Origin of the sequence: Xenorhabdus bovienii SS-2004 (assembly GCF_000027225.1) — a bacterium.
GTDB lineage: Bacteria > Pseudomonadota > Gammaproteobacteria > Enterobacterales > Enterobacteriaceae > Xenorhabdus > Xenorhabdus bovienii_C.
On sequence record NC_013892.1, the window covers coordinates 3,723,389 to 3,740,313 of the forward strand.

Annotated in this window: 12 protein-coding genes, 1 other RNA gene and 1 pseudogene; 6 read left to right on the forward strand and 8 right to left on the reverse strand. The window is 46.1% G+C overall.

What is annotated here, in order from left to right:
• Position 1: 1 nt before the first annotated feature.
• Positions 2 to 4,459 carry a glutamate synthase large subunit gene (gene gltB, locus XBJ1_RS16405; RefSeq protein WP_012990155.1) on the reverse strand — a complete coding sequence of 1,486 codons (4,458 nt, stop codon included), beginning with the start codon at positions 4,457 to 4,459 and terminating at the stop codon, positions 2 to 4.
• A 656-nt stretch (positions 4,460 to 5,115) separates the two neighbouring features.
• Here gltB and arcB point away from each other — a divergent pair.
• From arcB to mtgA, 3 genes are all read left to right on the forward strand, one after another.
• Positions 5,116 to 7,452: an aerobic respiration two-component sensor histidine kinase ArcB gene (gene arcB / locus XBJ1_RS16410; RefSeq protein ID WP_038199383.1), complete on the forward strand. Its 2,337-nt coding sequence runs from the start codon at positions 5,116 to 5,118 to the stop codon at positions 7,450 to 7,452.
• Positions 7,453 to 7,688: 236 nt separating this feature from the next.
• The gene (gene elbB / locus XBJ1_RS16415; RefSeq protein ID WP_012990158.1) at positions 7,689 to 8,342 is read left to right on the forward strand and encodes an isoprenoid biosynthesis glyoxalase ElbB; all 654 of its coding nucleotides are present in this window, start codon (positions 7,689 to 7,691) and stop codon (positions 8,340 to 8,342) included.
• A gap of 4 nt (positions 8,343 to 8,346) precedes the next feature.
• Positions 8,347 to 9,063 (forward strand): monofunctional biosynthetic peptidoglycan transglycosylase, encoded by a 717-nt coding sequence (gene mtgA / locus XBJ1_RS16420; RefSeq protein ID WP_012990159.1) that lies wholly within the window; start codon positions 8,347 to 8,349, stop codon positions 9,061 to 9,063.
• A gap of 78 nt (positions 9,064 to 9,141) precedes the next feature.
• On the opposite strand, the gene dolP is transcribed toward mtgA, so the two are convergent.
• From dolP to XBJ1_RS16440, 4 genes are all read right to left on the reverse strand, one after another.
• Positions 9,142 to 9,717, reverse strand: a complete 576-nt coding sequence (gene dolP, locus XBJ1_RS16425) for a division/outer membrane stress-associated lipid-binding lipoprotein (RefSeq protein WP_038199386.1) — start codon at positions 9,715 to 9,717, stop codon at positions 9,142 to 9,144.
• 11 nt (positions 9,718 to 9,728) lie between these two features.
• Complete coding sequence (diaA, locus tag XBJ1_RS16430; RefSeq protein WP_012990161.1) at positions 9,729 to 10,319, reverse strand: DnaA initiator-associating protein DiaA; 591 nt, start codon at positions 10,317 to 10,319, stop codon at positions 9,729 to 9,731.
• Positions 10,320 to 10,430: 111 nt separating this feature from the next.
• Entirely contained in the window at positions 10,431 to 10,793 is a 363-nt protein-coding gene (locus tag XBJ1_RS16435) for a YraN family protein (RefSeq protein ID WP_012990162.1), read from the reverse strand.
• 23 nt (positions 10,794 to 10,816) lie between these two features.
• Entirely contained in the window at positions 10,817 to 12,613 is a 1,797-nt protein-coding gene (locus XBJ1_RS16440; protein WP_038199388.1) for a penicillin-binding protein activator, read from the reverse strand.
• A 63-nt stretch (positions 12,614 to 12,676) separates the two neighbouring features.
• On the opposite strand from XBJ1_RS16440, the gene rsmI reads away from it, so the two are divergent.
• Both rsmI and rnpB read left to right on the forward strand, forming a co-directional pair.
• Positions 12,677 to 13,549: a 16S rRNA (cytidine(1402)-2'-O)-methyltransferase gene (gene rsmI, locus XBJ1_RS16445; RefSeq protein WP_012990164.1), complete on the forward strand. Its 873-nt coding sequence runs from the start codon at positions 12,677 to 12,679 to the stop codon at positions 13,547 to 13,549.
• Between the two features lie 43 nt (positions 13,550 to 13,592).
• Positions 13,593 to 13,981: RNase P RNA component class A (gene rnpB, locus XBJ1_RS19170), an RNA gene on the forward strand.
• Between the two features lie 82 nt (positions 13,982 to 14,063).
• Here rnpB and XBJ1_RS16450 read toward each other — a convergent pair.
• A complete protein-coding gene (locus tag XBJ1_RS16450; RefSeq protein WP_012990165.1) occupies positions 14,064 to 14,765 on the reverse strand; it encodes a pirin family protein in 702 nt (233 codons plus the stop codon).
• Between the two features lie 157 nt (positions 14,766 to 14,922).
• Between XBJ1_RS16450 and XBJ1_RS16455 the strand changes: the two genes are divergently transcribed.
• Positions 14,923 to 15,819: a LysR family transcriptional regulator gene (locus tag XBJ1_RS16455; protein WP_012990166.1), complete on the forward strand. Its 897-nt coding sequence runs from the start codon at positions 14,923 to 14,925 to the stop codon at positions 15,817 to 15,819.
• A gap of 85 nt (positions 15,820 to 15,904) precedes the next feature.
• On the opposite strand, the gene XBJ1_RS16460 is transcribed toward XBJ1_RS16455, so the two are convergent.
• Positions 15,905 to 16,300, reverse strand: a complete 396-nt coding sequence (locus XBJ1_RS16460; RefSeq protein WP_012990167.1) for a DoxX family protein — start codon at positions 16,298 to 16,300, stop codon at positions 15,905 to 15,907.
• 316 nt (positions 16,301 to 16,616) lie between these two features.
• Positions 16,617 to 16,750: pseudogene (locus XBJ1_RS22060) on the reverse strand (IS5/IS1182 family transposase); the annotation flags it as partial.
• Between the last annotated feature and the right edge of the window lie 175 nt (positions 16,751 to 16,925).

Here is a 16,925-nt window from a genome sequence, read left to right on the forward strand (position 1 = left end):
CTTACTGCGCTTGAACCCGCAATTCTGCGGAAGAACGGCTGCGGTGTCCCAACAATGCACTGACATCACTGGACTTAGGTTTAACCAGCGCGAATTTATTGACCCATTGTGACCAGCTTTCCAGTATGCTTTCGCCATGCTGGGAGCCCGTCAATCGGACGTGTTCGGTGATCAATCCACGCAAGTGTTCTTTGTGAATGGCCAAGGTATCTATTGAGAGTACTTCGACCAATTCTGGGTTGACTCGTTTGCGGAAATCATCAAATTCATCAAGAACGTAAGCGAATCCGCCAGTCATGCCAGCGCCAAAATTCACCCCTGTGTTGCCCAGAACACAGACGATCCCACCGGTCATATATTCACAGCCATTATCACCGATGCCTTCGATAACCGTGATAGCACCGGAGTTGCGTACGGCAAAGCGCTCGCCTGCATTTCCGGCGGCAAACAATTTTCCGCCTGTTGCACCATAAAGACAGGTATTACCGATGATGGTCGCTTCGTTACTTCTGAATGCAGAACCAACCGGAGGTCGAATGACAATTTGACCTCCCGCCATGCCCTTTCCGACGTAATCATTGGCATCGCCAGTTAATGTCAATTCGACGCCACCCGCATTCCAGACGCCAAAACTTTGCCCGGCTGTGCCTGTGAAGTGTAACTTTATGGGATCGGCTGCCAGACCCTGATCACCATGCAACGCCGCGATTTCACCTGACAGTGAGGCTCCGACGGAACGATCAGTATTTTGGATATCAAAATAAAGTTTTTTACTCTGTGAATTTTTCACATAAGGCATAGCCTGCTTGATGATATTTTTATTCAAAATACCCTGATCAAATGACGGGTTATCTTCAGTACAATGCAGATCCTTGCCTTCGTGGGGTTGTGCGGTTTCCAGCAGCGGCTCAAGGTTGAGCTTACTTTGTTTGGCAGAAATGCCTTCCAATATCTGAAGTAAGTCTGTCCGGCCAATCAGATCCGTTAATTCCCGTATGCCCAGTTGCGCCATGAGCTCACGTGTCTCCTGCGCAATGAAACGGAAATAATTGATCACGCGCTCAGGCAGGCCATGATAGTGAGACTTACGCAATTTTTCATCTTGCGTTGCCACGCCAGTAGCACAGTTATTCAGATGGCAGATCCGCAGATATTTACACCCGAGGGCAACCATTGGCCCCGTGCCGAAGCCGAAACTTTCCGCACCTAAAATGGCGGCCTTAATGATATCCACACCTGTTTTCAATCCGCCATCAACCTGAAGGCGGACTTTATGGCGTAGTCCATTGGCGACTAACGCCTGTTGCGTTTCTACCAGACCCAGTTCCCACGGACAGCCGGCATATTTCACTGATGACAGCGGACTTGCGCCTGTTCCTCCGTCATAACCGGCAATGGTGATCAAATCCGCATAGGCTTTTGCCACACCTGTGGCAATAGTTCCTACGCCCGGTTCTGAAACCAGTTTGACTGAAATTAGTGCTTTCGGATTGACCTGCTTAAGGTCGAAAATTAACTGAGCCAAATCTTCGATAGAATAAATATCGTGATGCGGCGGCGGTGAAATCAGTGTCACCCCCGGTACGGAATAGCGCAGTCTGGCGATATAAGGCGTCACCTTATCCCCCGGCAACTGGCCGCCTTCCCCTGGTTTTGCTCCTTGGGCAACTTTTATTTGGATCACATCAGCACTGCTCAGATACGCGGGAGTTACCCCGAAACGTCCGGAAGCGACTTGTTTAATGCGGGACACTTTCTTCGTGCCATAACGCGCAGGATCTTCCCCTCCTTCACCGGAATTGGAAAAACCGCCCAGCGTATTCATCGCCTCAGCCAGTGCTTCATGGGCTTCAGGGCTTAGGGCACCAATTGACATGGCAGCCGTGTCAAAACGTTTGAACAGGGATTCGGCTGGTTGGACTTCCTCAATGGCGATGGGCTCTGCTTTAGAAGAAATAGCGAGCAAATCTCGCAGCGTCGTGGCGGGGCGGCCGTTCACTAGCTGGGAATATTTCTGATAATCACTGTATTTGCCACTGTGAACAGCCGCCTGCAATGTATTGATGACATCGGGGTTATAAGCGTGATATTCCCCATCATAGGCATATTTCAGCAATCCCCCCAGCTCAAGGGTATGGCGATGTAACCACGCCCGTTTGGATAGATTACGCAGATCTTGTTCAAAATCGTTGAAATCTGCCCCTTCAATACGGCTGACAACGCCGTTAAAACACAGATCTGTCACATCGGAATGCAGGCCGACGGCTTCGAATAATTTAGAGCAACGATAAGAGGAAATAGTGGAAATGCCCATTTTGGACATAATCTTATATAGCCCTTTATTGATGCCGTTGCGATAGTTCAGCATAACGCGGATATATGGCGTGTTGATCGTGCCATCGTCCACCATTTTTCCCAGTGATTCATACGCCAGATAGGGATAAACCGCAGTGGCACCAAAGCCCAATAGTACGGCAAAATGGTGTGGATCGCGGGCGCTGGCGGTTTCTACGATCAGGTTAGCATCACAGCGGAGGCTTTTCTCAACCAGACAGTGCTGGATAGCTCCGACAGCCATGGGGGCGGGAATAGGCAATTTTTCTGGTGAAATATTTCGGTCAGACAGAACCAGCAATACCGCTCCGTTGCGGATCAGTTCTTCAGCTTGTTTGCATAACGTTGTGACAGCACTTTTGAGGCTGCTTTCTTGTGGATTAAACGTCAAATCCAGTATTTCAGCGTGATAGTAGGGTTCTTGCTGTGTCGTGAGTTGCACAAAATCAGAATAGAGCAGTACAGGGGACTCAAAACTCAGCCGATGTGCCTGACCTTCTGCTTCACAAAAGACGTTCATTTCCCGCCCAATACGGGTCGCCAGCGACATGACATGAGCTTCACGCAGTGGATCGATGGGAGGATTGGTAACTTGGGCAAATTGCTGCCGAAAATAGTCATAAATGACACGTGGACGGCTGGAAAGCACCGCAAACGGAGTATCATCCCCCATTGAGCCAGTGGCTTCCTGTCCATTCTCACCGAGCACACGGATAATTTGATCCAGCTCTTCATTACTGTAGGCAAATTGTTTGTGATAAGTCGCCAGCATCCGATCATCTAAATCACGCTGACCGATTTGATCTTCCGGCAGTTTCTCAAATGGGGTCAATTGTTTGACATTTTTGTCCAGCCACTCTTTGTAAGGATGGCGGATTTTCAAATCATTATCGGTTTCAGCGGAATGGAGAATGCGGCCTTCATAGGTGTCAATTACCATTAACTCACCAGGGCCAACGCGTCCTTTTTCTACGACTTCATCAGGTTGGTAGTCCCAAATGCCCACTTCGGAAGCACAAGTGATCAGCTTATCTTTGGTAATCACATAACGGGCGGGGCGCAGGCCGTTGCGATCCAAATTACAGGCTGCGTAGCGTCCATCGGAAATCACGATGCCAGCAGGCCCATCCCACGGCTCCATGTGCATGGAGTTGAAGTCGAAGAATGCCCGCAGATCATCATCCATATCAGGATTATTTTGCCATGCAGGGGGAACCAGCAGACGCATTGCCCGAATTAAATCCATACCACCATTGAGGAACAATTCCAGCATATTGTCCAGTGAACTGGAATCTGAGCCGGTTTCATTGATGAAAGGCGCGGCAGTTTGTAAGTCGGGGATCAGTGGTGTCCGGAATTTATAGGCCCTTGCTCTTGCCCATTCGCGATTGCCGGTGATGGTATTGATTTCCCCGTTGTGGGCGAGATAGCGAAACGGTTGTGCCAGCGGCCAGCGAGGAACCGTATTGGTTGAAAATCTTTGGTGAAATAAACAGATAGAGGATTCCATCCGCAAATCCGCCAAATCGAGGTAGAAGCGCGGTAAATCAGCCGCCATGCACAGTCCTTTGTAAATCGTGACGAGATTGGACAGGCTGCAAACATAAAAGTCGTCATTAGTGATGCGCTTCTCTATACGGCGTCGGGCAATGAACAACCGGCGCTCCAGATCTTGCGGCCGCCATCCGGCCGGGGCATTGATAAAAATCTGCTCAATACGAGGGAGGCTTGACAGGGCAATCCCGCCTAAAATATCGCGGTTGATAGGGACTTCCCGCCAACCCACAATGGACAAGGTTTCGTTTTGTAATTCTTGTTCGACAATGTCACGACATGATTGGGCAATTTTGGCATCCTGACTTAAAAACAGCATGCCGACAGCGTAGTTTTTGGCGAGCCGCCATGACTGATCGCTGGCGATCATCTGGAAAAACCGATCTGGCTTTTGCATTAATAAGCCGCAGCCATCACCCGTTTTGCCATCTGCCAGAATTGCGCCGCGATGCTGCATCCGAGCCAGCGCATGTATGGCCGTGCGCACAACCTTGTGGCTTTGCTCCCCTTCAATATGCGCAATTAATCCAAAGCCACAGTTATCTTTTTCCTGCGATTTATCATACAACATGGTAGAGCTCCCCAAGGTCTGTCCGACTCTCACATCACCCTCAAGGTGATATAGGTATATATTATTGCTACAGGCGTCTGATTTGCGCCCTCAGCCAAAGACCACTTGCTTTATTGGCAATAACAAGCGGTAAATCAAAATGATGTTATGTCACTGCATAAAGACACTGCATAAATATGAGTCGGAGAATTATCCGACAGGTGATTTTCAGTGGATTCCCAACTTAGCGAGAAAAATAGAGCAGGTCAAATCGTGCCAGATCGCGTTTTTTGCAACGAAAATAATAATATTTATTTGAATTAAAAGAAAAATAATCGTTGTTTTGTATTTTGTGACTGAGATCATTAATCTGATGTATTGTGAGCTATATCACTAAATACTGCATGATAATTATTTTAAATATTCTTTTAAAATTCATTATTGCGATATTTTAATCTTAATTCATGCAATATAATAGGATTAAATTGCATATTTTATGTTGACTAAGAATAAATAATTGATTTCTTTTTGTTCTGAAAGAATTTTTAAAATAAATATCGCTTAATTATTCTGTTTTTATGACTATTTATTCCTGTAGGTATTGGGGTGATATCCCTCAACAAAGTTGAGTTTATTTTACGTTATGATTCAATCTGGTGATTTTACTTGGAGTTGTTATGAAGCGGATCAGGAGATTTGCCCAGTATTATGTCGATTTGATGATGAAATTAGGACTGGTGCGTTTTTCGTTACTGCTAGCATCTGTTCTCATTATCCTTGCGATGGTGATACAGATAGCAATCACTTTACATTGGCGTGGAGAAGTACAACGAACTGATTTAATTGGCTCCATCTTTTTTGGTTTATTGATCACGCCTTGGGCGGTTTATTTTCTTTCCATCGTGGTGGAGCAACTTGAAGAATCCCGCCAGCGTTTATCCAGTCTGGTCGCAAAACTGGAGGAAATGCGCCAGCGTGATGCCAAATTGAACCTGCAACTTAAAGAAAATATTACTCAATTAAATCATGAAATCAATGACAGAGAAAAAGCAGAAAAAACGCATCTGGTATTGTTGGATAAATTAAAGTCGGAAATGGAACATCGTGAAAAAACCCAGAGTGCACTTGAGCAGCAATCGATTCTGCTACGTTCATTTCTTGATGCTTCTCCCGACTTGGTTTATTACCGCAATGAAAACAATGAATTTTCCGGTTGTAACCGTGCGATGGAACTGCTGACAGGCAAAAGTGAAAAACAACTTATCGGCCTGACACCGACAGAGGTTTACGATAAAGAAGTCGCCAGTAAGGTGATGGAAACCGATGAAAAAGTGTTTCGTCACAATGTATCGTTGACTTACGAACAGTGGTTGGTTTATCCCGATGGACGTAAGGCCTGTTTTGAACTCAGAAAAGTTCCTTTTTATGATCGCGTTGGCAAAAGGCACGGTCTGATGGGGTTTGGGCGCGATATAACGGAACGTAAGCGCTATCAGGACGCATTGGAGAATGCCAGTCGGGATAAGACGACCTTTATCTCAACGATTAGCCATGAGCTTCGTACGCCTTTGAATGGCATTGTTGGTTTGAGTCGCATCTTGATGGACACTGATCTGACGCCAGAACAGTGTAACTATCTGAAAACGATCCATGTCAGCGCTATCACTCTTGGCAATATTTTCAATGATATTATTGAATTGGATAAAATTGAGCGCCGTAAAACCCAGCTTGATAACCAGCAGATTGACTTCACGGGCTTTATGGCTGATTTGGAAAACCTGTCAGGGCTACTGGCACAGCCGAAAGGCATTCGGTTTGTACTAGAACCAAAATTACCATTGCCAGCTAAAATCTTAACTGATGGCACCCGCTTGCGGCAAATCTTGTGGAATCTGATCGGCAATGCCGTGAAATTTACTCAGAAAGGTGAGATTCGGGTTCGCATCTGGCGTGAAGAAGGTGAACGGCTGTTATTTGAAGTCACCGATTCCGGAATTGGCATTCCTTCTAGTGAGTTGGAAAAAATTTTCGCCATGTATTATCAGGTAACAGACAGTGCGGGTGGGCGTCCGGCAACCGGAACCGGTATCGGGCTTGCCGTCTCTAAACGTCTTGCCCAAAGCATGGGGGGAGATATTGTCGTGGAAAGCACCGTGGATCAAGGTTCCTGTTTTACATTGTCTATTGTTGCCCCTGCTGTTGATGAAAAATCAGAAGGACAGGAAGAAAGCGAATTGCCATTGCCTGCACTCAACATCCTGTTGGTTGAAGATATTGAACTGAACGTCATTGTTGCCCGCTCCGTTCTGGAGAAATTGGGAAATAGTGTCGATGTTGCCATGAATGGCCATGACGCATTGATGATGTTTGATCCTGATGAATATGACTTAGTGTTACTTGATATTCAGTTGCCGGATATGACTGGGCTGGATATTGCCCATCAATTACACCAGCGCTATCCAAGCCAGTCACTTCCTCCGTTGGTTGCGTTGACTGCCAATGTGTTGAAGGATAAAAGAGAATATCTTGATGTGGGAATGGATGATGTGCTCAGTAAGCCGCTTTCTGTCAAGGAATTAACCGCCGTGATGGAGAAATTCTGGGGTAAGGCGTCTGAGCCTGAACAGACATTACAGGAGACAAAGGTTGTGAAGAAGAACGAAGATTTACTTGATACAGAGTTGCTCAATCAATATATCGACTTGGTCGGGCCAAAAATGATTGCTGATAACCTGAAAATTTTTGAAACCATGATGCCAAGTTACCTTGCCTTGTTGGATTCAAACATGACCGCGAGGGATCAGAAAGGGATCACCGAGGAGGCTCATAAAATCAAGGGAGCGGCGGGTTCTGTTGGATTACGTCACTTACAGCAATTGGCACAGCAGATTCAATCACCTGATTTACCTGCATGGTGGGATAACGTTCAAGAATGGGTGGATGAGCTAAAATTGGAATGGAGAAGTGATACAGAAACATTGAGAAACTGGTTAACTGACGCTACAAAAAAATAACCCCAACCGAAGTTGGGGTGCGCGAATACTGCGCCAACACCAGGGAAACTTGTCTACCCGCTTATCTAAAATTTGTTTTCGGCGCGAGTAGTTAAAAAACTCTTCCGTACTGAATACAGGTACCAACATAGCAAAGATAAGATTTTTTGTTACAAGATTCATTAAAATCTGTGATGAAGATTGGTGTTTAACCCTCTAAGGGGTTAAGCATTAATCTACTACAAATGGAGATAAATATGAAATGCGTTGCAGTTATATTAAGTGGATGCGGAGTCTATGACGGAAGTGAAATTCACGAATCAGTCCTGACTATGCTCTCTTTAAGTCGCTTGGGTGCCAAAGTGTCTTTTTTTTCGCCTGATGAAGTACAACATCATGTAATTAATCACCTTAATGGAAAGGAGGAAAAAGAAACTCGTCACACAATGCAGGAGTCTGCTCGAATAACACGAGGAAATATCCAGCCTTTATCTCAGGTTGATATTAATACCTTGGATGCGCTGATCATTCCTGGTGGTTTTGGCGTCGCTAAGAATTTATGTAATTTCGCATTTAAAGGATCAGAATGTGAAATAAATAAAGATTTATTAAGTATAGTGCGTTCTATGCATCAGCAGGGTAAACCTATGGGATTCATGTGCATTGCACCCGTTATGGTAGCTAAAATATTAGGCAGGCCGATAAAAGTAACCATCGGTAATGACCCAGAAACTGCGGCACAAATAGAAGCAATGGGAGGAATTCACATTGAGTGCCCAGTTGATGACATTGTCATTGATTTTAAAAACAAAATTGTAACTACTCCAGCCTATATGCTTGCTGAATCTCTATCTCAGGCTGAACAAGGAATTGATAAATTGGTTCGCAAAATATTGGAAATGATTGAGTAATCGGATGAAAAATCCTTTTTCAATATTGTGGTTCTGGTTGAAGAAAATTGCGGTAGCGATCACAATTCTGTGGTTCGTTACTGTAATTTTGTTTTCGTTTCTGCCGGTGCCGTTTTCTATGGTAATGGCAGAGCGTCAAATTAGTGCCTTAATGTCAATTAATTTATCTTATGTTTCCCGTTCCTCATGGGTAGATCAGAATCAAATTTCACCTTATATGACATTAGCCGTCATTGCGGCCGAAGATCAAAATTTTCCAAAACATTGGGGATTAGATTTTGAGGCTATCAAAACGGCGATGGCACATAATAAAAAATTTCAGAAGCGGATACGGGGTGCTTCCACTATTACCCAGCAAACCGCCAAAAATTTGTTTTTGTGGGAAGGTCGCAGTTGGGTGAGAAAGGGATTGGAAGCAGGAATGGCCATTGTTTTGGAATTATTATGGTCAAAGAAACGTATTTTGACGGTCTATCTCAATATTGCCGAATTTGGTCATGGCATTTTTGGTGTGGAAGAAGCGGCATGGCATTATTTTGGTAAATCGGCCAGCCGTTTAACTGCCTCTGAAGCGGCATTACTGGCAGCGGTGTTACCCAACCCTTATCGTTATAAAGTTGATGCGCCCTCAGCTTATTTGTTGCAGCGTCAGCAGTGGATTTTGCAGCAAATGCGACAGCTAGGGGGAGAAAGTTATCTGAAACAAAATAAATTGCGATAGCGAGATAGCAATGAGATGCTCAAATAAAAGCGGCACTGACTTGTGCCGCTATACGTACAGGTGATGTTCAACGGGATCTCAATTGAGATAAGTGAATGCCGTTGTTACGCGCTTAACACCGCTGGTTTCACTGGTTATCTTCGCAGCATCTGCACCTTCCTGTCTGGTGACAATACCAAACAAAAAGACTTCACCATTTTCAGTAACGACCTTGATATTCGATGACTTCACTGAATCACTGGCTAAAATCTTGGAACGTACTTTGGTTGTCAGCCAAGTGTCTACAGAGGCCGTACCCAGGTCAACAGGATTACCTTGACGGACTTCGTTATATACCACTTCAGTGCCTTCAACCTTTGAGGCGAGCTGTTTTGCCCGATCAGCCAGTTGCAGATCCGGGCTCTGTCCCGTTAGCAGCACTCTACCCTGATAAACAGTCACAATTATGCGGGCTTGTGCCTTAATTTGCGGATCTTTGCTGATGGCATTGCTGACGCGGGCTTCCAGCGTGCCATCGTCAACCTGTTGACCAATTGACCGGGGGTCACTACCCGCTTTTGTCGCAATCGCGGCAGAACCCACGACGGCGGCACCAATACATCCCTGCAATAACATTGCACTGCAAAATACTATTAATAGAGAAAATAGCCGCATTATTGAGCTCCTTAGTCATCCTGATGAGGAAATAACGTATTATCGATTAAGTCGCACAGACAGTTAATTGTCAGCATGTGAACTTCTTGAATTCTGATACTGTGATGCGAAGGGATGCGGATTTCTACATCCTGTGGTCCCAGTAAGCCTGCTAGTTCACCACCATCATAACCGGTCAGTGCGACAATCGTCATATCGCGCGTGACAGCCGCTTCCACCGCCTTGATGATATCCCGGCTGTTTCCGTGCGTAGAGATGGCAAGCAGAACGTCTCCAGCATGTCCCAGCGCTCTGACCTGTTTGGCATAGATTTCGTCTGGCTGTTTACTGTTGGCGATGGAAGTGATCACCACGTTATCAGCATTCAGAGACAGAGCTGGCAGGCTTGGCCGCTCTGTCTCAAATCGGTTTATCATACTGGCGGCAAAACGCTGTGCTGTCGCGGCAGAGCCGCCATTGCCACAGCAAAGGATTTTGTTGCCATTCAGCAGTGATTGAACCATCATCATTGCGGCGCGTGATATCGCGTCGGGCAATGCTTCTGCTGCTGCGATTTGAGTTTGAATACTTTCTGTAAAGCAGACTTTAATTCTATCCAGCACGTTATGACCTATATATTAAGAATCTATTTTATTTAGAGAGTGATAGCCTATATACCCTTCATCTTTCAAGCTGCTACTTGAAATCTATTGGGTATAGCAATAGGTTTTCATTCAGGTGAAGGCATTTTTCAGCCATTCAAATTTCTGACCTGTAATTGCACAAATATCAAAGCGACACGAGGCCGTCTCCAGACACTCGTTGCGTTGATACAGCCAGACAGAAGCTGTATGCAATATTTTTCTGCACTTGCTCTGGGTAATTGTAGCAATGGCATCACCATATGTTGCGTTCTGGCGGAAACGAACCTCGACAAATACCCATGTCTGTTTATCACGCATAATCAGATCAATTTCCCCACCCCGAATTTTCACATTCTCCGCAACAAAGACAAGCCCCTGTTGTTGCAGAAACTGTTTAACCTGCTGCTCGTAATGGCGTCCCTGCGCATAGCGATTGATGCTTGGTTTTTTCATCCTGAAATGACCATTAGTGTTACTTATGGCATTAATTGTACTGCGTTACTGCTGTCAGCGCTTTTATTAACGGTGCTGTCAACAGTGGCATCAATATTATTGGCTGCATTATTCTCGATAATGATGCGGCCATTGTTAAACTGCATCCACGCTAGATGGCGTAATATTGTACAATCATTTGTAACGGAAAGCTCTCCCGACGCCCCCTTCATATGGAACCCAGTGCCTTGCTGTAGCTGTGTAAACTGATTAGCCAGTGACCATGCATCTATGCCCATAGCATAGAGACGCATCAGGGAATAGTCATTGGCAAATTTACTGGCGGCTTGTTGCATTAATGGCAAATTGACGCCTGTCAGCAATGGAATGTCACTAAACTGCATGCCGTCCATTTCCAGACGGAAATCCGGCCCGACACCCGCCTTATTACTGCGTGAATTAGCATAGAGCGCGGGTTTCTTACGGGAACTGATTGCCATATCGATCATTGGCTTGATGAGAGTCAGTTCATCCGTTGTCGCTGCAATGTAAACGGCATCGACGGCACCACTGGCAGAATTTGTAGGGGCGCTTGTGGCGATCACCGCTCCGTTCGTTTTGAGCGGTGATTCCCCCGCATCCGGCAGGTAAGCACTGACTGGAATGGGCGTACCAGATAAACGAATGCCAATACCCCGATTGATGGATTGCTTCATTTCACCCAGTGTTCCGAAAGTCTGTTGCAAAGCCACATTACCGCCCAATTTCTGCCATTCTTCTGCGAAGGCTTTAGTTATCCGATTACCTAGCTCGTTACGTGGCACTAATATTAATGGATTGCGTTTTTGTTGCTGCCAGAGATGTAAAGCCGCATTTTGCGCCTCATTTTCAGGAGACAGGGAGAAATAGCAGATATTAGGCCGCGATTGTGAAACGTCCAGTTCGTTGAGGGCGAGAATGTTCAATAGCGTATTAATTTGTACCAATTGTTCCACACTCGGTTTCAGCAATGGTCCAACAACCAGCGTAATACCATCTTGTTCAGCTTGTGCCAGCAGGTTGGTGAGTGGTTGGCTGTTGGTATCATAGACTTTCACCGGCTGATCGTTGACGGGGACAGCAGCAATAGTGTTTGAAATTGCCGAGACTGGAGAAGATGACAGTGCGGTTTCAGTCGTATTTGCTGCTACCCCTGCTTCTGGCGCTGATACGGTAGCATTTACAGGCAAAGTTGGCTGTGGCAGTCCTTTTTGTGCATCAAGGAAGCCTTGACGGATTGCCTCACCGAACACTTTTGCCTGACCGCTCAGGGGGAGGAATAGCCCGATAATGGCATGGCTGTCCTTTGGCTTGAGCAGCATTTGTTGCAGCGAAGTGGGCAAACTACGGATAGCAGGGTTATCTGGATAGCGGGTACGCCAGTCAGTGATGGCAGTACGTAGCTTATCTAGATCTTGTTTATTGACGTGATAGGCATTGAGTAGGTCAAGCCAGCCCTGAAGCGTATACTCATTGGCATTAATCACCAGTTCGCCCAACTGTTGTGGGGAAAGATGCGTCAGTACCTGCCATGTATCATCAATGTTTTTCTGGTGAGCAGCGTCGTCTGCGGTATGTGTTTCCAGCGCAATATAAGCGCGGATAACATCCAGAGACGGTTGATTATGAGCTGCATCAATAATGGACTGATAGCGGTTAATCTCTGCGCTGATCTTGTCTTGTGGCTTAGAAGGTGGTTGCCCTTGCTGTTCTGGCGTGGTACACCCTGCAATAATCATAGTCGACAGCAGCGCTGTGCAGACTAAACCAGTTTTGAAACGCACAAAAATTGAGGGAAGCATACTGTATCCAGTGATGTTTTTTTCAAAGATGCTCAATTTTAAATCGGTCATTCGGATGAAACAATGAATCAAACCAATCGAGCAGTGGTTACGACATCCACGCTATATGTTGTGCCAACCCCTATCGGAAACCTTGGGGATATCACTCAGCGCGCACTTGAAGTTCTTAAACATGTCGATCTGATTGCAGCCGAAGATACGCGACACACTGGCCTATTGCTTCAACATTTTGCCATTAATGCGCGCATGTTCGCACTTCATGATCATAATGAACAGCAGAAGGCAGATCAAATACTTGCGAAATTAGAGCAAGGTTTGAGCATTGCTCTCGTGTCTGATGCAGGAACACCATTAATCAACGATCCGGGCTATCATGTTGTCCGCCGTTGTCGTGAAGCGGGCATTAATGTGGTTCCACTACCAGGTCCCTGTGCAGCGATCACCGCGTTGTCTGCTGCCGGATTGCCTTCTGATCGTTTTTGCTACGAAGGTTTTCTGCCGGCAAAAAGTAAGGGACGCCGGGATACACTGCGCGATTTGGCGCAGGAGCCGCGAACGCTGATCTTCTATGAATCGACACATCGTCTGTTGGACAGTTTAGAAGATATTGTGGAAGTGTGGGGCGCTGATCGTTATGTCGTGTTGGCACGGGAGCTGACCAAAACGTGGGAATCCATTAAGGGTATGCCTGTGGGTGAGCTTTTGGCATGGATCAGAGAAGATGAAACCCGTCGCCGGGGAGAAATGGTACTGATTGTTGAAGGCTATCGTAAACCGGCGGAAGATTGCCTGCCGCCAGAAGCCCTACGAACACTGGAACTACTACAAAAAGAACTGCCCTTGAAGAAGGCGGCGGCATTGACGGCGGAGATTCATGGTGTAAAGAAAAACGCACTGTATCGCCATGCCCTTGAGCAAATCGAAGAAGGTGCGTGAAAAGGCCTATACATCGGATATCAAACCCCTTATAATCCGCGCCGGAGTTGACTAGACAGTCGCTGCTTTACCGCTCTCCTTCGGGAGATGTAAAGGGGAGGAAAGTCCGGGCTCCACAGGGCAGGGTGCCAGATAACGTCTGGGGGGTGAAAGCCTACGACTAGTGCAACAGAGAGCAAACCGCCGATGGCCTACTTTTGTTTGCAAAAATAAGGGTGGGATCAGGTAAGGGTGAAAGGGTGCGGTAAGAGCGCACCGCGCGGCTGGCAACAGTCCGTGGCACGGTAAACTCCACCCGGAGCAAGACCAAATAGAGGTTCACATGGTACGGCCCGTACTGAACCCGGGTAGGTTGCTTGAGCCAGCGCGCAAGTTCTGGCCTAGATGAATGATTGTCCACGACAGAACCCGGCTTATCGGTCAACTCCACCAGATTCAGCCCTATAGAGCTTTGGCTTTATAGGGCTTATTCTTTTTCTGGGCAGATGAAAAACGTGCTGTCAGAGTATGAGAATCAGCCACCCAAATCGATTAGCAGCCCCTGAAATGGTGTGTCTGCCCGCAGTTTTAGCAGCAATTCTTCCTGAATAAATACCCCATCCCCACATTTGATTTCCACGTTGGCATGATTGCTGCCGCTGATTTTTGCATTGCCACGGATGGATTGCAGATAAGCATTTTTTCCCCGCAAAGGCAGAGTTTGTATATCGCTGGTCTTGATCACCAGATAACTTACCCATACCTGTTGGCGCAGGAACATGCTCTTGTTTTCTGACGAGGGAGAGGCCAGTAATGTTAATGGTCGGTTTGGCAGTACTGTGCGTTGCAACGGTAGCGGCTCCTGTTCCGGACAGGCATTGAGCCAGAGTTGCATGCGTGTCAGCGGGATTTCATCGCTGATATTATGTTCACTGTAGCGAATGTCCTGACGGGCGGAAAACAGCAGGCAGTCTCCTTGGCGTGCATGAATATGACTTCCCTCACTATCCCGGTATTGGGCTTCGCCTTGCAGGATAATATTCAGAATATCGACGTGGGGATACGCTTTTGGCTGAAATTCAGCCTTAGGCGCAAGGACTTCCTGATTAAGGACGCGCAATGCGCCATAGTTCAAAAATTTTGGGTCGAAATAGTGGCCGAATGAAAAAGTATAGCGCGCTTTGAGCCAGCCATAATCGGCTTTACCGCATTGATTTGCTGTTCTAGTTATTATCATGACCGTCATCTCTTTGCCAATATGCCCTTCATCTTTCAAGCTGCAACTTGAAATCTATGGGGATAAACCTAATTTTGCCTGATCTTAATTATCTGGACGTTGAAATGTTAGCCAGTTAATCTGGTTGCTATATTCAAAATTACTGATTGAGAAAATTATGGGTAAAGAACGGGCGCTTACATTAGAATCCCTGCGCGTTATGGATGCGATCGACCGACGGGGAAGTTTTGCGGCAGCAGCGGATGAATTGGGGCGTGTGCCTTCTGCATTAAGCTATACCATGCAAAAATTGGAAGAAGAGCTGGATGTTGTATTGTTCGATCGATCGGGTCATCGCACGAAATTTACCAATGTTGGCCGGATGTTGCTGGAGCGGGGACGGTTATTGCTGGAAGCCGCAGATAAGCTCACGGCAGATGCAGAAGCCCTTGCCCGTGGATGGGAAACTCACCTGACTATCGTCTGTGAAGCGTTGTTTCCCGTTGTATCGCTGTTCCCCCTTGTGGATAAACTGGCGAAAAAATCGAATACACAGTTCTCATTAATGACGGAAGTGCTGGCAGGGGCTTGGGAACGGCTGGAAACAGGGTATGCGGATATTGTTATCGCACCAGATATCCATTTCAGGCCCTCTGCGGAAATCAATTCACGTACACTTTATTCCATCAATAACGTCTATGTTGCCAGTGTGGATCATCCTATCCACCATGAACCCGAACCTTTATCTGATGCCACGCGGGTCAAGTACCGTGGAATAGCAGTCGCTGATACAGCAAGGGAGCGCCCTGTGCTGACAGTGAAATTATTGGATAAACAAGCACGGTTAACCGTCAGTACGTTAGAGGATAAGCGTCGTGCACTTTTGGCGGGTTTAGGGGTAGCAACGATGCCATACCCGATGGTAGAGCAGGACATTGCCGAAAAACGACTACGGGTTATTGGTTCGGAATACAGCCATGAAACCAACATCATTATGGCATGGCGGCGCGATAGTATGGGCGAGGCCAAGTCGTGGTGCCTGCGTGAAATACCCAAACTGTTTATGAAGCAATAAAATATTCATGAAATGAAGCCCCTTTACTGAGAATCCACAGTCAGGGGCTTTTGGCAATAGAGGATAATTTTGAAATGGCCGGCAATTACCAGTTTTTATTCAGTGCGCGGTCAATACTGAATTTTCCAGGCCCCATCATCGCCAATAGTAGATAACCTGCACCGATGGCCATATTTTTCAAGAACATTGTTTGGTTCATGCCATCTGAAAAATCGCTGTGGAACAGAAGTGCTGTCAGAATACAGAAAATAAACGTAAATACCGCAGTGGTACGCGTCAGCAGACCGAACAATACGGCAAGGCCACCACCCAGTTCAAGTAAGATAGTGAGTGGCAGTAAAATTCCCGGAACTTTCATTGCCTCCATGAACTGCTGTGTCCCCGCATAAGCATCACCCAGCTTCCCATATCCTGCGATAATGAACAGGGTTGATATTAAAATGCGAGCCGCCAACAGGCTACTATCTTCAAATTTTTTCATGAACATCTCCAAGATACAGAAGGCAATGATAATAAAAGGTCTGTTTATATTTTTAATGACCAACTCATGAGCTAAAAAACACAATTTGTTAATCATGAGTTGATGGCAGGTATTCTAAGGAGAGAGGTTATTTGTTGATAGTAAGGAATATTAACAATTTATTGCAGTTTTTTTGAAGGAATTACCTGACATACGAAAAAGGATTTGAAAGAGAATAAGAAAAAGACGAGAGATGAAAATAGCATTAGCGCTCGTTCAGGTTTCTGCGTGGACACTATCGTGAATTTGACCACCCGAAAGCTCAAAATGAACAGAGAATGCTCGTTCTCATCCGGTAAAGAATGCTTTCCAAGGTCAAACGGTGTTCAGGTTTGTCTAAACCCATCCGGTGTGTTGCATCAATGCAGATAGCTTATTCCAATGGAGATCGGTTAACATAGCTCGCGGCATGATGGTGAGGGCTGGTTGTTTTTTGGCGAAAGTAATTATACTAAATCATCACGCTGCCTAATAATCCCTTGCAAAACGTCAACACGCCCTATTATATTGTTAATGTAACTGTCCGTGTTTATGGAATATTAATTGATTTCAATAAATGAGTTGGGTTTATGCTCTGGAAAATGAA

What these genes read in the sequence shown, in the direction of transcription:
- mtgA (WP_012990159.1), top strand. Translation starts at nt 8,347, where the DNA reads ATGAAAAATCCTTTTTCAATATTGTGGTTCTGGTTGAAGAAAATTGCG.
- arcB (WP_038199383.1), top strand. Translation starts at nt 5,116, where the DNA reads ATGAAGCGGATCAGGAGATTTGCCCAGTATTATGTCGATTTGATGATG.
- dolP (WP_038199386.1), bottom strand. Translation starts at nt 9,717, where the DNA reads ATGCGGCTATTTTCTCTATTAATAGTATTTTGCAGTGCAATGTTATTG.
- elbB (WP_012990158.1), top strand. Translation starts at nt 7,689, where the DNA reads ATGAAATGCGTTGCAGTTATATTAAGTGGATGCGGAGTCTATGACGGA.
- XBJ1_RS16440 (WP_038199388.1), bottom strand. Translation starts at nt 12,613, where the DNA reads ATGCTTCCCTCAATTTTTGTGCGTTTCAAAACTGGTTTAGTCTGCACA.
- XBJ1_RS16435 (WP_012990162.1), bottom strand. Translation starts at nt 10,793, where the DNA reads ATGAAAAAACCAAGCATCAATCGCTATGCGCAGGGACGCCATTACGAG.
- XBJ1_RS16450 (WP_012990165.1), bottom strand. Translation starts at nt 14,765, where the DNA reads ATGATAATAACTAGAACAGCAAATCAATGCGGTAAAGCCGATTATGGC.
- XBJ1_RS16460 (WP_012990167.1), bottom strand. Translation starts at nt 16,300, where the DNA reads ATGAAAAAATTTGAAGATAGTAGCCTGTTGGCGGCTCGCATTTTAATA.
- rsmI (WP_012990164.1), top strand. Translation starts at nt 12,677, where the DNA reads ATGAATCAAACCAATCGAGCAGTGGTTACGACATCCACGCTATATGTT.
- gltB (WP_012990155.1), bottom strand. Translation starts at nt 4,459, where the DNA reads ATGTTGTATGATAAATCGCAGGAAAAAGATAACTGTGGCTTTGGATTA.
- XBJ1_RS16455 (WP_012990166.1), top strand. Translation starts at nt 14,923, where the DNA reads ATGGGTAAAGAACGGGCGCTTACATTAGAATCCCTGCGCGTTATGGAT.